This window comes from Aeromonas sp. 603079 (assembly GCF_049172135.1).
In the GTDB taxonomy this organism is placed as follows: Bacteria; Pseudomonadota; Gammaproteobacteria; order Enterobacterales; family Aeromonadaceae; genus Aeromonas; species Aeromonas veronii.
Genome location: NZ_JAAKPX010000024.1, coordinates 47,149 through 61,287, shown reverse-complemented (window position 1 = coordinate 61,287; position 14,139 = coordinate 47,149). Strand labels below are relative to the sequence as shown.

Here is a 14,139-nt window from a genome sequence, read left to right as displayed (position 1 = left end):
CATGAGAGAAAAGGAGCAGCCAATGATCATTCGTCAGGCAAGGGCCGCAGATATTCCCACACTGGTGGCGCTGCGCATGGAGCTGTTTTGTGAGGTCGGTGAGTTGGTGACGCCGCAGGCAGACCCGGCCTTGTGGCAGGCCACCCTTGACTACTTTACCCGGGCGATGAGTGAAGAGAGGGCTCTATCCTGGCTGGCTGAGGCCGATACGCAGGAGGGCGGCAAACAGATCGTGGCGGCAGGGACGCTGGCATTGTTTGAACGGCCGCCCTATCCCGGCAATCTGGCGGGGATGGAGGGGGATCTGCTCAACATGTATACGCGGACACAATGGCGCCAGCAGGGGATCGCCACGGCGCTGCTCGATGCCATAACGGCCTTTGCCAGATCGCGTCAGCTGGGAAAGGTGTGGCTCCATGCCAGCGAGCAGGGGCGTCCACTCTATGAGCGGATCGGCTTTGTCGCCAATCCGGCCTATCTGGAGTGGGATCTGGCACCTTAATCGATGGGACCCCGTTATCCCTCTGCTTTCTCGTCTAAAGTTCATGCAGATGTGATGTAGTTGTAAACAGGTAACAGAGGGGCAGGGCAAGATGTTCAACTTCAAACTCAAAGCGGAATTACAAGCGTGTCAAATGCAGTTGGCCCAGGCCCAGGCATTTATTGATGCAGTAAAAGTCGGTGTCGCTACCATCAGTTTCACACCAAGTGGCGAGATCCTCGAGACGAACCCGCTGTTTCTGAGTGTGGTGGGCTATAGCGAGCAGGAGGTGATTGGTAAACACCACCGGATCTTTTGTGATGCCCACTACGCCCAGTCATCCTCCTATGCCCAGTTTTGGGAACAGTTGCGTCAGGGGCATTCCCACAGTGGCATCTACCAGCGCATTGACAAACATGGCAGGGAGTTGTGGCTGGAGGCTACCTACTTCCCGGTCAAGGTTGAGGGCAAGGTGGTCAGGGTCGTCAAGATAGCCTCCGATATCACCGAGAGTTATCAGCAGTTGAGTCGTCAGAAAGCGATCATCTCGGCACTCGATCGGGCACTCGCCATTATCGAGTTCACCCCCAAGGGGGAGATTGTGACGGCCAATCAGAATTTCCTCTCCTGCGTCGGTTACTCCCTTTCGCAGCTCAAGGGGCAGCATCACAGGCTGTTTTGCGATGAGAGCTTCTATCACGAGCAACCTCACTTCTGGGACGATCTGGCCCACGGCCAGCTCAAGTCGGGGCTGTTCAGTCGTCGTGACAGCCACGGCAACGAGATCTGGCTGGAGGCTACCTACAACCCCATCAAGGATGAGAGCGGCAAGGTGGTCAAGGTGATCAAGTTTGCCAGTGAGGTGACAGAGCGGATCAAGCGCTCCCAGGCAGTGAGCGAGGCGGCCAACATAGCCCAGACCATTTCGCAGGAGACCACCCGCTTTGCCGAAACCGGGTCTGAACTGCTGGCGGCATCGGTTGCCATCTCCAGCGCCATTTCCGAACAGGTGAGCCGCACTTCCGGTCTGATTGGCCAGCTCAATGAGCAGTCGAAAAGCATTGAAGCCATCGTATCTACCATCAGCAGTATTGCCGAGCAGACCAATCTGCTGGCCCTTAACGCCGCCATTGAGGCAGCCCGGGCCGGCGATCAGGGGCGCGGTTTTGCGGTGGTGGCCGACGAAGTACGTCAGCTGGCTGCGCGCACCTCCCTCTCGACCGGCGAGATCGCCAGCGTGGTTCAGAAAAACCGCGAACTGACGGCCCAGATCACCGGCAACATCAATGAGGTGGCCACCAGTGCCCAGCGTGGCAAGGAGCAGATCGGCGAGGTGAGTGGCGTGATGTCACAGATCGAGCAGGGCGCCATCAATGTGACCGAGACAGTCTCCAATCTGGCCATCGGCTCCTGACGGTTATTGGTTGTTGAACGAGGCACCGAATGGATGATTATTCCATCGGTGCTTATTTATTGCTCACTTGGTACGCCAATCTGAACCCCTCCTGTATCGTCCCGCCATTGTGAATTGTCCTCTTCTGGCCCCTTGATTAGGCTTGCCGCCTCATTTATTTCAGAGCAGGAACAGAACAAGATGGCATTACAACAGAAGGGGCGGGCAATGGCCCTGCTGGTTATGGTCGCGAGCATGGGTCTGGGCGGCTGTATGGGGCAGATGGGGCTTTCCGGCATGGTCACCAAGGGCAACCTGAGCGTGGTGGATAACCGCTACGCTCGTGCCGGGGTCTTTATGCTGCTCTCCCCTGTCTACGGTCTGGCCGCGACCGCTGACCTGTTCGTCTTCAATACCATCGAGTTCTGGTCTGGCAAGAACCCCATCACCGGCAAATCTCCGGCTGTGGTGGACATGAAAGCCGATCCGGTGATCAAGGTGAACCAGCATCTGGATCCGGCCCTCAAGACGGTGCCGCTGGCCATGCTGCCGCAAGGGGTACGCGAGGTGGAGATCAGCTACCCGGACGAGCATACCGCCCAGATGGAGGTGCACTATCTGGATGGTCGCCGCAGCATGATGCGTGGCGAAAAGCGTGGTGAGCTGATGGATATCTATTTTGATGGCAAGTTTGTTTCTACCCTGACCCGGTCAGAGCTGGAGCAGATGAGCGAGAACGCCCGCACGGCGGCTTGATCATCAGTGCCTATGCCGACAAGAACGCCCCGCAACTGCGGGGCGTTTTGCATTGGGTCTAGTCCGGCTGCTTGCGATGGGGCGGGGTGAGGATCAGTCCCAGCAGGCGGCGCAGGTGGGTGAGCTGTTCGGTCAGCTGGACGTTGAGCCAGAGGTAGCCATTGATGGCTGCCTCTGCGTTGGGCGGCAGCGATACCTGGGTCGCCACCTCGTGCAGGCGGGCGATGGCGGCATCGGCCCCGCGACCGTCACCGGTTTGCATCATCAGGGCAAGCTGGTTGATCGCCTCCTCGGTGGCCAGATGGCAGGCTTGCAGCGCAGCCGTGCTCTGCATCAGGAAGTGGCTCTCCCGATCGTTCCAGTAGGTGTTGGCCAGCATCTCCAGAGTACAGAGGGTGTTGCGCATGGTGACCTGCACCGCATCAAACAGGGCGACGCTGTGGCGTGTCTCCTTGGCCGCAGGGGCCAGCAGGGCCCGCAGTTTGCCGGTCTGTGCCAGCAACTGGGAGAGATTGTGCTTGAGGCGCGGGCGCTCCAGCACATTGGGGGAGAGGTGGGTGTGATAGAGCCGCCCCGACTGCTGCAGGATCTGGTGCAACTGCAGGCGCCAGTGGCTGTAGGCCCGCTGGGGATAAATGCTGCAAAAGAGCAGCGCCAGCAGGGAGCCCAGTATCACGTCGCCGCTGCGCCATAGCGCCGTCTCTATATCCCCCGGCATGGCCCCCATGGTGACTCCCAGGGTGATGCCGATCAGCAGCCCTACATAGGGGCGCTTGCCGAGGGCCAGATAGCCGCAGAGGAACATGATGCACCCACACCAGATCAGGGTGAGCGGTAGCGAGTAGATCTCGAGATAGAGCGCCACCACCCCGCAACTGGCGCCGAAGATGGTGCCCACCACCCGCTGCAGGGCGCGGGAGAGCACATTGCCCCAAAACGAGATGGGGCCCATCACCACCACCAAGGTTATCAGCGGCCAGGTGCTCTCCGGCAGTTTCAGCTCGCGGGTCAGCAGAAAGGTGAGCATAAAGGCGAGCGCAATGCGCAGGCCATGGACGATCCGGTAGCGGCCATAGACCAGCAGATCGAGTCGGGAGAGGGGGGCATCAAGACGCACAGTCTGCCTCCTGTCAGGTGGGTGACGGGGCGCCGTGCATCCGGCCGACGCCCCGTCGGGATTTAGGCCAGTCGTCCCTGCAGGGGGTGGATCCAGACCCGCTCGCCAACGGCGATCCCGGGTTGATCCGGTACGATTTCAATCAGGCAGTTGGCCTCGGCCATGGAGCTGAGAATACCCGAGCCCTGTGGCCCTGTGGTGCGCACCCGCAGCTGGCCGTTACGGTCCTGATGAAAGATGCCGCGCAGAAACTCGGTGCGCCCCGGGCGGCTCTTCATCTGCTCGTCCGCCAGTGCCGAGAGGCGCAGCGGCTGCCACCGCTTGCCCTGCAAGCGGGCGATGGCGGGCTCGACAAACTGCAGCACGCAGATCATCGCCGCGACCGGATTGCCCGGCAGGCCGAAGAAGGGGGTCTGCTCCAGCTTGCCAAAGGCGAGCGGGCGGCCCGGTCGCATCTGGATGCGCCAGAAATCGATCTGGCCGAGCTCCGTCAGTACCAGCTTGATAAAGTCGGCGTTGCCCACCGAGACCCCACCCGAGCTCAGCACCAGATCGGCACTGGCGGCGGCCTGCTCCAGCTGCTGGCGCAGTATGGTCTTGTCATCGGGAATGATGCCAAGATCCATCACCTCGCAACCGGCGGCGCGGATAAGGGCCATCAGGGTGAAGCGATTGCTGTCGAAGATATGGCCGGGGGCGAGCTGCTCGCCCGGGGCCTGCACCTCGTCACCGGTACTGAACAGCGCCACTTTCAGCGGGGTGCGCACAGTGAGACTGGCTTGACCGAGTGATGCTGCCAGCCCCAGCTGGGGGGCGCCAAGCCAGGTTCCGGCCGGGATGGCGACCGCACCTTTGGCGAGATCTTCCCCGGCGAGGCGCACATTCTGCCCTGCGCGGATCGGTGCGGTGACCGTGACCCACTCACCTTCAATCAGCGTCTCTTCCCGCATCACCACGGTATCCACACCGGGGGGCAGCGGAGCGCCGGTCATGATCTGCACCGCCTGACCGGCCAGCACAGGCTCGTGGCGCTGCTGGCCTGCCAGCACTTCCCCCACCAGCTGCCAGCGACCGGTGGCGAGATCGTCGCTACGAAGGCCAATGCCGTCCATCGCCGAGTTGGCGTGGGGCGGCACATTGATGGGGCTTATCAGATCGGCGGCCAGCACGGCGCCGTGGCACTGGGCCAGCGGTTTTTCGGAGCAGGCCGTGCTCGGGGTGAGGGCCGCCAGAATGGCGTTGCGGGCCGCTTCGACCGAGAGAAAGCCCTTGCCCGCCTCCGGCTCCTTGCTCTGGCAGCCGTCAAGCCAGCGGCAGACGAAGTCGGCAATGGCCGCCAGATCGTTGATATCGAGTCGGGGCAGGCTTGTCTGCTGTTGTTCGCCACTCTGTTGGGGCTGATCGCTGGCCAGCGCGATGATGTCGCTGTCTTCGGGGAAGAGCTGCGGCTTGCCAATCTCGGCGCGGTGCAGCTCGATTTTCGGGAAGTGCTCGTGCTTGAACCCCTCTACCAGCAGCAGGTCGAGTTCACTCTGATCAAAGCTTGCCAGCAGCTGGCGAAAGTCGGCTTCGGCCAGTTCCGTCTCAATGATACGGGCATGACGACGACGGGAGGCGACCATCATCTGCTTGGCACCCGCCTTGCGCAGGCGATAGCTGTCTTTGCCCGGCTGGTCGATATCAAAGTCGTGGTGGGCGTGCTTGAGCACCCCGATGCGCAGGCCACGACCCACCAGCAGGGGGATCAACTGCTCCAGCAAGGTGGTCTTGCCGGTGCCGCTCCAGGCGGCGAAGCCTAGCAGGGGAAGAGTGGGGGCCGGGGTCATGAGGTGACTCCTTGTTGGGGGTCGATAGCCGGGGCAAGCAGACGGGCCTCGTAGGCGGCCAGCTCGGCAGGGCTATTGAGATTGATAAAGGCATCCGGCTGATCGGCAAAGCTCACCACCGCCATATTGTGGCGGGCAAACCAGATATCGATTTTGCGCTCTCCCTCTGCCAGCGCGGCGGTGAGGGAGGGGAGCAGGGATTTGTGCAGCAGGGCCACCACGGGTTGCAGCCAGTCGCCATCGTGGGCTACCACCAGCTCGGTATCCGGGGTCAGGGCGGCGCGAAAGCGGCTCATCAGATCCAGCGGCAGGGCGGGGCCATCGCAAGGGACAAACAGCACCCAGTCGTGACGGGCGGCAGCAAGACCTGCCTGCATGCCCGCCAGCGGGCCGAGATAGTCGTTGTTGTCATCGCTGATGACCGGGGCCAGCGCCTGATAGCGGGCCTGACTGCGGTTGGCGTTGATCAATACCTCATCTACCTGGGGGCGCAGGCGCGCCAAAACATGGTCGATAAGAGGGCGTCCCGCCAGTGCTACCCATCCCTTGTCTTCGCCCCCCATCCGGGTGGCGCGGCCTCCTGCCAGGATCACTGCTGATACGGCAACGGGATCAGAGTGGCTGTCGCTTTTTGAAGTCATGTCGCTCGATGATTTTTAAAGGGGTCGTCTCTTGCAGCTGGCCACGGGCGAGGGTCCATTGCCGCTCGCACAGGTCGGTCAGGGCATTGCTCTGGTGGCTGATGACGACCAGGCCGCTGCCATGTTCCCGCAGATCTTGCGCCAATGCGGCCATCAGGGCAACCGAATGTGTGTCCAGATTGGCGGTGGGCTCATCCATCAGCAGAAAGGCCGGTTGCAGCGCCCAGGCGCGGGCCATTGCCAGCCGTTGCCGTTCGCCACCCGAGAGAATGCTGATGTGCTCCCGCGCCAGCCCCTCCAGCTCGACCCGGCGTAGCGCCTCGAACACCCGGATCTCGCTGCCGAGCTGTTTATCGAGCGCCCAGGCCACGTTGTCGTGAACTGTGCGATCGAACAGATAGGGGGTCTGGTGCAGATAGGTGACCCGGCCCGGCCCCAGATCCCGCTTGAGCAGCCGGTTGAGCCGCTGCTGCCAGCGTCCCGGCAGATTGGTGTGGCCGCGGGTGGGGGCCAGCAGCCCCGCCAGGATCTTGAGCAAGGTGGTCTTGCCTACCCCGTTGGCTCCGTGCAGCCAGATGGCATCCCCCGGTGCGATGGCGAGCCGGTCAATCTCGAACAGCTGGCGCTCGCCAAAGCGCATCGTCAGCTGGTGGGCGGTCAGGGCCATGGGGTACTCCTGTTGGTACACAGTGGGGGCATGGTCAGTTCTTCAGATAGCTGTGGCCGCGACAGGCCGTCAGCAGCAGGTTGAGCAAGAGGGCGAGGGTGAGCAGCACTATGCCGAGCGCCACCCCTTGGGTGAAGGCCCCTTTCTGGGTCTCCAGCGCGATGGCGGTGGGGATATTGCGGGTAAAGTGCAGGATATTGCCCCCCACCATCATGGAGCAGCCCACCTCTGTGACGATGCGGCTGAAGGCGCCGATGATGGCGGCCAGCAGACCAAAACGGCACTCGTGCATCAGGCCGATCAGCGCCTTGGGCCAGGAGACCCCCAGGGTCAGGGCGGTCTCCCAGGCGCGCCGGTCACTCTGGACAAACGCCGCATGAGCCATGGTGGCGATCACCGGAAAGGCGATCAGCATCTGCCCCACCACCATCGCCTGCTGGGTAAAAAGCAGCTTCCAGTCGCCAAAGGGGCCGGCCCGCGACAGCAGCATATAGAGCAAGAGGCCAATCACCACGGTCGGCACCGATTGCAGGGTATTGATGCAGGAGAGCCAGAGCCAGCGGCCGGGCAGCGGCAGATAGGCCAGGGCAAAGCCCAGCAGCAAGGCGGGCAGCAGCACCAACAGCAGGGCGATGCAGGAGACGGAGAAGGAGACCCCCACCACCTGCCACAGTTCGGTGTCACCACTGAACAGCAGGGCGAGAGCCGCCAATGTCGTGTCGATCAATGTCGGCATCAGACCTCTCTCTCATCGTGCAGGGCGAGGGCCGTCAATACGGTCGTGTCGAGCAGGGTCGGCATCAGGCGCCTCCCTCAGCGAACCGGGGGAGGGCCATCAAGGTCATCGCAGGGGTTGCCATTATTTCCCGTTGGCATCCGCTACAAACAGCGCCTGACCCGCCACCTTGAAGTCACCGATCAGCTTCTGGCCATGCTCGGAGACCAGCCAGTTCTTCAGGGTGCGGGCCCCTTCGGTGTTGAGATCCGGGTAGCGGTTGGGGTTGACCAGGATCACCTGATAGGGGTTGAACAGGCGCTTGTCACCCTCCAGCAGCACGGCGAGATCCAGCTTGCTCTGGTAGGCGAGCCAGGTGCCGCGGTCGGTCAGGGTGTAGGCACCGAGCTCCGAGGCCATGGTCAGGGTCGGCCCCATCCCCTGGCCGATGGACTTGTAACCGGCAAACTCGGGTTTGACGTCAGCCGCCTGCCACAGGGTCTTCTCCTTGATGTGGGTGCCGGACTCGTCACCGCGGGAGATAAAGATCTGGCCCTGCTCCTTGATGGCTTGCAGCCCCTTGGACGCGTCGTGCAGTTTGCCGAGACCCGCCGGATCTTTCGCCGGGCCGACGATAACGAAGTCGTTGTACATCAGGTGCACCGGCTCGATGCCAAAGCCCGCATCAACGAACTTCTTCTCGGCAGACGGTGCGTGGGTCATCACCAGATCCGCGTCGCCGTTTTCGCCCATCTTCAGGCTCTGGCCGGTACCGGCCGCCATCACCTGCACCGGATAACCGGTCTCTTTGGTGAACTGGGGCAGCAGCCAGCCCAGCAGACCGGACTGCTCGGTGCTGGTGGTGGTGGCGAGGCGGATCGGCGCTTTTGTGGCATTAGTATCCGCTTCGGCGTGGGCCGCACCGGCGATCAGCAGGCTGGCGGCGAGGGAGAGGGCAAAACGTTTGAGGCTGGTTTTAATCGTCATCGTGATGCAACTTTCAGGGTCGGTGAGAGAGGAAACGACCAAGCAAGCGGGGTGCCAAACTGATTCTGATAACAGAGATTAGCTCTTTGCCCTTAAAAAACAGTTATTTAATGGTGGCAATTAGGTGAGCCGGTTATCGCTTTTAATAATTGGTGTTGGTGATTTTGCTGCGGGAAGGACAAAATGTCCCACAAAGGTTCCGGTTATCGGGACATTCTTCGACCTTACCTGTATTCGAGGTACTTTTTTCCATGACAGCCTCTCCCGGTCTCTGGTCTGCCCTCTCCCTGCTTATCGTTGACGATGAGCCCGGCATGCGCAGTTTTCTGGCCAAGGCGCTGGCCAAGCGTTTCGCCCAGATAGAGACAGCCGCCAGTGTGGAGGAGGCGGAAGCCTTGCGCTGCCGCCTTCACTTCGATCTCATCATCGCCGATATCCGGATGCCGGGACGCTCCGGTATCGAGTGGCACGAGGCTATCGAGCCCGGCACCCGTCGCAGCGACATCATCTTCATGACCGGTTTTGGTGATATGGAGACCGCCCTCAAGGCGCTGCGTCTGGGAGCCTGCGACTTTATCCTCAAGCCTTTCAACCTGGAGCAGATGGTGCAAGCGGTGGACAGGGTCATCGAGCGCCGTCAGATGGAGCGGGAGAACCTGCTGTTGCGTCGGGAGGTGAGCAAGCTGTTCCCGCCCACTCTGATCGGCGACAGCGCCAAGACCCGCGAGCTCAAGACCCTGATCGCCAGAGTGGCCCCCTCCAACGCCGCCGTATTGGTGGAGGGGGAATCCGGCACCGGCAAGGAGCTGGTGGCCCGCGCCCTGCATCAGCTCTCTGGCCGGGTGGGGGCCTTTGTGCCCCTCAACTGCGCCTCTATCGCCCCGGAGCTTCTGGAAAGCGAGCTGTTTGGCCATGTGCAGGGGGCCTTTACCGGCGCCCGCAAGGGGCGTGACGGCCTGTTCCGGGTCGCTCATCAGGGGACGCTCTTCTTGGACGAGATCGGCGAGATGCCCCTTGCCATGCAGGCTTCCCTGCTGCGGGCGCTGGAGCAGAAGGCCATTCGCCCGGTGGGGGCCGAGCGCGAATTATCGGTGGATGTGCGCATCGTCGCCGCCACCAATCGCAACCTCAAGGCCGAGGTGGAGGCGGGCCGCTTTCGCGAGGACCTCTTCTATCGCCTCAACGTAGTAGCGCTGCCGGTTGCACCCTTGCGGGATCGCATTGACGACATCCCCGCGCTGGTACACCACTTTACCCGCCAGCTCACCGCCGAGATGGGGATGGGCTCCTTGAGCTGGACCCACGAGGATGTGGTGGCGATGCAGGCCTATCCCTGGCCCGGCAACGTACGCGAGCTGCGCAACCTCATTGAGCGCTGCCTGCTGCTGGGCAAGCCGCCCGCTGAATATTGGCAGAGCGTCAAGCCTGCCGAAGCCGGCGGGAGCGAGGCGGGCTACCCGCTGGAGTGGCCATTGGCGGAGGTGGAGAAGGCTCATATTCTGCAAGTGGTGGCGAGCCATGATGGCAACAAGTCGGCCGCTTCCCGGGTGCTCGGGGTGGCGCGCAAGACGCTGGATCGCAAGTTCAAGGAGTGGGCCATCGAATGATAAAGGGTGATCGGATGGGGTGGCGATGAAACTGACTCTGCTCCCCCGCTGCGTGCGAACCAAAGTGCGCTGGCGCCTGCTGCTGCTCACCTCGGTACCCATCATGCTCACCCTGGTGGGCATGATTGCGCTCACACTCTACTGGACCCTCACCTACAGCTGGCAGAACCTGCTCACCACGGTGCGCAGCGACCTTGGCGTCGCCCATCATGCGGTCAGCGTGCAGCAGCAGCGTCAGGCCGAGCACCTCGAACATCTTCGGGATGCCTGGGCTTTTCAGCTGCGGCTGCGTGAGTCACCAACCCGGCTGGACGAGTGGGTGATGCCGCTGGCTGCCAACTATGGTCTCGATTTTCTGCGCCTGCGTAGCGGCGCCGAGCTTCAGGCTCTGACGGCGCAGGAGCTGACGACCCTGAATGCCGGACGCAGCGTCAGTCACTTCGTGGTCTGGTCGCAGCAGGAGATGCTCGCCCTCTCCCCGCAACTGGCCAAGCGAGCCGTGCTGTGGCAGCGGGATGGCACCAAAGCGGTGGAGAGCCGGGGGCTGATCAGTCTGTCATTGACGCCTGTGATGGGGCGCGACGGATCCCTTTGGGCAGTGCTGGAGGGGGGGGAGCTGATTAACGGCAGCACCCGGCTGGTGGATGAGATCAAGGGTCAGGTGTTTGCCAAAAACACCCTGCCAGAGGGGAGCATAGGTACGGTCACCCTGTTTCTCGATGATCTGCGGGTGAGCACCAATGTGCCGGTCAGCAGCAGCCGTCAGGTTGGCCGGGCGGTGGGCACCCGGGTCTCGCCCCCGGTGCGCGAACAGGTGCTGGGGCAGGGGGATATCTGGATAGACCGCGCTTTCGTCCACGACGCCTGGTATGTCTCTGGCTACGAGCCGCTGCAGGGGGCCAGGGGCGAGCGGCTCGGCATGCTCTATGTGGGCTTTCTCGAGTGGCCCATCATCCGCACTTACCTCACCAATCTGGTGGAGCTGGGCTCGGGCGTGGTGCTGCTGTTGCTGCTCTCCGGCCTGCTGGTCTATCGCGGCGCGCGGGATCTCTTCTCCCCCATCGAGCGGATGCACAAGGTGGTGCGGCAGGTGCAGGCCGGGGAGTCGGCTCGCATCGGCCCGCTGGCCCTCGACCCCGACCACGAGCTGGCCCAGCTCGGTCGCCAGTTTGACGCCATGCTGGACAGGCAGGAAGCGCACCAGCAGCAGATGGCCCGTAGCGCCGATGAGCTGGAGCAGAAGGTGGCCGAGCGCACCCAAAGTCTCGAGCTCAAGACTGCCGAGCTGGAAGATCATATCCATATGCTGACCGAGGCGCGCCAGCAGTTGCTTATCAGCGAGAAGCTGGCGGCCCTTGGCGAGCTCTCGGCCGGGGTGGCCCACGAGATCAACAACCCGCTGGCGGTGATCCTCGGCAATGTGGAGCTGATGAAGCTGGAGCTGGGGGAGGCGGCCGAGCCGGTCAGCGAGGAGCTGGCGCTGGTGCTGGCCCAGATCGAGCGCATCCGCGCCATCACCCGCAGCCTGCTGCAATACTCTCGCCCCGGCGACTATGAGACGGCGCCTGTGTGGCAGCACCTCAATCCCATCATCGAGGAGAGCCTGACCCTGGTGCGCTCCGCCCTGCGTCAGCAGCAGGTGGAGCTGGTGGCCGATCTCAGGGCCCAGCAGCCCATCGAGGCGGATCGCCAGCAGCTGCTGCAGGTGCTGATCAACCTCCTGGTCAACGCCAGCCACGCGCTGGGGGAGCAGGGGGAGATCCGGGTCGAGAGTCGCGACTGGGTCGATGAACTGGGTCAGCTGCGTGGGGCCGAGGTGCGGGTGATCGACAACGGCAGCGGCATCGAGGCGGCCATTATCGACAAGATCTTCGACCCCTTCTTCACCACCCGCGCCACCGGCACCGGTCTGGGGCTGGCCCTGAGTCACCGCATCATCAGCCGCTGGGGCGGGGAGCTCTTGGTGGACTCCACCCCGGGGCAGGGGAGCTGCTTTACAGTGCGGCTGCGCAGCCACGCCCTGCTGCCCAGCGGCAGCGAGCCCGCGAAACTGGAAGGGTGGCGCATCGCCCTCAATGCCGAGGGGCGTGAGACAAGCGATTGATGCTGCTTAAAAAAGGCCCGTTATAAAAACAGCCCGTCAACATGGTTGGCGGGCTGTTTTGTCGGTGGGTGAGTGGTTATTTACTGCGGGCTCCACACCAGCTTGCCGCTCTGGGTCAGGTCATAGCCACCGAGCCGGGCCGCCAGCTCGCGTCCCTCGGGGGATTGCAGCCAGCCGATCAGCTGTTGCAGCAGGGTGCGAAAGAAGACCCCCTGCGGCATCACCAGATCGAAGCACTCCTGCGACAAGGGCATAAAGCCGAGGCCAAACTCGGTAGCTGTGCTCTGGGCGCCGGGCCCGACATCCGCATCGCCGCGGCTGATGGCGGCGGCCAGTTCCCGCTCGCTGTTGACCTCGAGGGTGCGCTCCAGCCGGGTCAGCGACTCCCCTTGCGTTTGCAGCCACTCCTGCAGGGCGCGCTGGCTGCCAGCCCCCTCCTGACGCATGGCCCAGCGCCAGTCGAGCGCCTCTTTCGCCTCCCTGGGTTGCAATCCCTGGCGCAGCACCAGCCCCTGCACCCGCCTGAATCCATGAACGATCACCCATTGCCGGCGGCCCTGATACTGCTGCACCAGCGCCGGATGGCGCAGGTGGGCCTCTTCGGCCTGCCCCCAGTGGATGGCGCAGAGATCCACATGGCCGCGGGCCAGCATCGCTAGCCCCTGACGGGTGCCGCACGGGGTGTAGCCCACCAGTGCCTGGGTGCCGAGCTGCTGGGCCAAGCGGCTGCTGGCGTAGTGCAGCAGCACGTCGTCTGAACCTGCCAGCAGCAGCCGGTCGTTCATCACCCCCTCGTGGCAGCTGCCGAGCAGCCAGCGGTCGAGCAGGGAGCGGGGAAACAGCCACTTGCCGGTCGCCTTGGTGGCGGGGATGCGCGCCTCGTTGGCGAGCTGGTAGACCTTCTTCTCGTTGAGATCGAGGTATTCCGCCACCTGCTTCACGTTCATAAACTCGTTCATGAGTTAATCCCGCATCCCGCGACCAGCCGGACTGGGCGCCAGCACCGGCGGCTTCTCGTCCAGCACCATATGGTCGTGGCCGCTGAATACCTCGAAATGGCGCCCCTTGGCGCGGGCAATCATGGTGATGCCGAGCTGACGGGCCAGATCCAGCCCCATCTGGGTGACACCGGAGCGCGACAGCAGCACCGGAATGCCCATCTGCGCCACCTTGATCACCATCTCCGAGGTGAGCCGCCCGGTGGTGTAGAAGATCTTGTCGTGGCCGCTCTCGCCGCGCATCCAAAGCTCGCCCGCCAGGGTATCCACCGCATTGTGGCGCCCCACATCTTCGACAAAGGAGAGGATTTCGCTGCCGCGACAGATGGCGCAGCCATGGACGGCACCGGCCATCTTGTAGGTTTCGTTATGGGCCGACAGCGCCTTGAGCAGGGCGTAAAGAGTGCTCTGTTTAAGCTCAGGCGCCGCTAGCACGACCCCTTCGAGCTTCTTCATCACGCTGCCATACATGGTGCCCTGACCGCAGCCGGAGGTGACCGTCTTCTTCTCCAGCGCCTTGTCGAGATCGGCTGCCTGCTGGCTGCTCACCACGGCGGCGGCCTCGCTCTCCCAGTCGACGATCACCGATTCGATGGCCGAAATATCCTCGATAAAGCCCTGATTTTTCAGATAACCCAGCACCAGCGCCTCGGGGCGGGCCCCCAGCGTCATCAGGGTTACTATCTCCTTCCAGTTGAGGTAGACCGTCAGTGGCCGCTCACAGGCGATTTGGCGGGTGTTCATTGTGCCCTGTTCATCCATCACCTCGACGGCCATGGTGAGCTGGGCGGCAGCATTGCTTTTGATAAAGGTCGGTGTCATGGGCCCCTCGCGACCGGTTGCCGGG

At 62.9% G+C, this 14,139-nt stretch carries 13 protein-coding genes; 5 read left to right on the top strand and 8 right to left on the bottom strand.

Annotated elements, in window-relative coordinates:
* The first annotated feature begins 22 nt into the window (after positions 1–22).
* From G5287_RS17180 to G5287_RS17170, 3 genes are all read left to right on the top strand, one after another.
* The gene (locus tag G5287_RS17180; RefSeq protein ID WP_421231608.1) at positions 23–502 is read left to right on the top strand and encodes a GNAT family N-acetyltransferase; all 480 of its coding nucleotides are present in this window, start codon (positions 23–25) and stop codon (positions 500–502) included.
* Between the two features lie 91 nt (positions 503–593).
* Positions 594–1,895: a methyl-accepting chemotaxis protein gene (locus G5287_RS17175; protein ID WP_421231607.1), complete on the top strand. Its 1,302-nt coding sequence runs from the start codon at positions 594–596 to the stop codon at positions 1,893–1,895.
* 180 nt (positions 1,896–2,075) lie between these two features.
* A complete protein-coding gene (locus G5287_RS17170) occupies positions 2,076–2,630 on the top strand; it encodes a DUF3332 domain-containing protein (protein WP_421231606.1) in 555 nt (184 codons plus the stop codon).
* Between the two features lie 58 nt (positions 2,631–2,688).
* Here G5287_RS17170 and G5287_RS17165 read toward each other — a convergent pair whose 3' ends face one another.
* The 6 genes from G5287_RS17165 to G5287_RS17140 form a co-directional block, all read right to left on the bottom strand.
* Positions 2,689–3,747 (bottom strand): FUSC family protein, encoded by a 1,059-nt coding sequence (locus G5287_RS17165; protein ID WP_107683644.1) that lies wholly within the window; start codon positions 3,745–3,747, stop codon positions 2,689–2,691.
* Between the two features lie 62 nt (positions 3,748–3,809).
* Positions 3,810–5,573 (bottom strand): bifunctional molybdopterin-guanine dinucleotide biosynthesis adaptor protein MobB/molybdopterin molybdotransferase MoeA, encoded by a 1,764-nt coding sequence (locus G5287_RS17160; protein ID WP_421231605.1) that lies wholly within the window; start codon positions 5,571–5,573, stop codon positions 3,810–3,812.
* A complete protein-coding gene (gene mobA, locus G5287_RS17155; protein WP_111900511.1) occupies positions 5,570–6,214 on the bottom strand; it encodes a molybdenum cofactor guanylyltransferase MobA in 645 nt (214 codons plus the stop codon). Before mobA ends, G5287_RS17160 begins: the two co-directional genes overlap by 4 nt.
* Positions 6,186–6,881: an energy-coupling factor ABC transporter ATP-binding protein gene (locus tag G5287_RS17150; protein ID WP_005362120.1), complete on the bottom strand. Its 696-nt coding sequence runs from the start codon at positions 6,879–6,881 to the stop codon at positions 6,186–6,188. The genes mobA and G5287_RS17150 overlap by 29 nt, the downstream gene beginning before the upstream one ends.
* A 34-nt stretch (positions 6,882–6,915) precedes the next feature.
* Positions 6,916–7,617 carry an ABC transporter permease gene (locus G5287_RS17145; protein WP_019446238.1) on the bottom strand — a complete coding sequence of 234 codons (702 nt, stop codon included), beginning with the start codon at positions 7,615–7,617 and terminating at the stop codon, positions 6,916–6,918.
* Positions 7,618–7,740: 123 nt separating this feature from the next.
* A complete protein-coding gene (locus G5287_RS17140) occupies positions 7,741–8,583 on the bottom strand; it encodes a substrate-binding domain-containing protein (RefSeq protein ID WP_421231604.1) in 843 nt (280 codons plus the stop codon).
* 251 nt (positions 8,584–8,834) lie between these two features.
* On the opposite strand from G5287_RS17140, the gene G5287_RS17135 reads away from it, so the two are divergent.
* Together G5287_RS17135 and G5287_RS17130 are read left to right on the top strand one after the other, a co-directional pair.
* Entirely contained in the window at positions 8,835–10,190 is a 1,356-nt protein-coding gene (locus tag G5287_RS17135; RefSeq protein ID WP_111900509.1) for a sigma-54-dependent transcriptional regulator, read from the top strand.
* A 25-nt stretch (positions 10,191–10,215) separates the two neighbouring features.
* A complete protein-coding gene (locus G5287_RS17130; protein WP_421231603.1) occupies positions 10,216–12,294 on the top strand; it encodes a sensor histidine kinase in 2,079 nt (692 codons plus the stop codon).
* Positions 12,295–12,374: 80 nt separating this feature from the next.
* On the opposite strand, the gene G5287_RS17125 is transcribed toward G5287_RS17130, so the two are convergent.
* Positions 12,375–13,241: a helix-turn-helix transcriptional regulator gene (locus G5287_RS17125; protein WP_205759339.1), complete on the bottom strand. Its 867-nt coding sequence runs from the start codon at positions 13,239–13,241 to the stop codon at positions 12,375–12,377.
* Between the two features lie 15 nt (positions 13,242–13,256).
* Positions 13,257–14,114 carry a formate dehydrogenase accessory sulfurtransferase FdhD gene (locus G5287_RS17120; protein ID WP_167566285.1) on the bottom strand — a complete coding sequence of 286 codons (858 nt, stop codon included), beginning with the start codon at positions 14,112–14,114 and terminating at the stop codon, positions 13,257–13,259.
* Positions 14,115–14,139 lie beyond the last annotated feature (25 nt).

Bases quoted from the DNA above. Each gene is read 5' to 3' on its own strand.
- G5287_RS17180 (WP_421231608.1), top strand. From the start codon at position 23: ATGATCATTCGTCAGGCAAGGGCCGCAGATATTCCCACACTGGTGGCG.
- G5287_RS17175 (WP_421231607.1), top strand. From the start codon at position 594: ATGTTCAACTTCAAACTCAAAGCGGAATTACAAGCGTGTCAAATGCAG.
- G5287_RS17170 (WP_421231606.1), top strand. From the start codon at position 2,076: ATGGCATTACAACAGAAGGGGCGGGCAATGGCCCTGCTGGTTATGGTC.
- G5287_RS17160 (WP_421231605.1), bottom strand. From the start codon at position 5,573: ATGACCCCGGCCCCCACTCTTCCCCTGCTAGGCTTCGCCGCCTGGAGC.
- mobA (WP_111900511.1), bottom strand. From the start codon at position 6,214: ATGACTTCAAAAAGCGACAGCCACTCTGATCCCGTTGCCGTATCAGCA.
- G5287_RS17150 (WP_005362120.1), bottom strand. From the start codon at position 6,881: ATGGCCCTGACCGCCCACCAGCTGACGATGCGCTTTGGCGAGCGCCAG.
- G5287_RS17145 (WP_019446238.1), bottom strand. From the start codon at position 7,617: ATGCCGACATTGATCGACACGACATTGGCGGCTCTCGCCCTGCTGTTC.
- G5287_RS17140 (WP_421231604.1), bottom strand. From the start codon at position 8,583: ATGACGATTAAAACCAGCCTCAAACGTTTTGCCCTCTCCCTCGCCGCC.
- G5287_RS17135 (WP_111900509.1), top strand. From the start codon at position 8,835: ATGACAGCCTCTCCCGGTCTCTGGTCTGCCCTCTCCCTGCTTATCGTT.
- G5287_RS17130 (WP_421231603.1), top strand. From the start codon at position 10,216: ATGAAACTGACTCTGCTCCCCCGCTGCGTGCGAACCAAAGTGCGCTGG.
- G5287_RS17125 (WP_205759339.1), bottom strand. From the start codon at position 13,241: ATGAACGTGAAGCAGGTGGCGGAATACCTCGATCTCAACGAGAAGAAG.
- G5287_RS17120 (WP_167566285.1), bottom strand. From the start codon at position 14,114: ATGACACCGACCTTTATCAAAAGCAATGCTGCCGCCCAGCTCACCATG.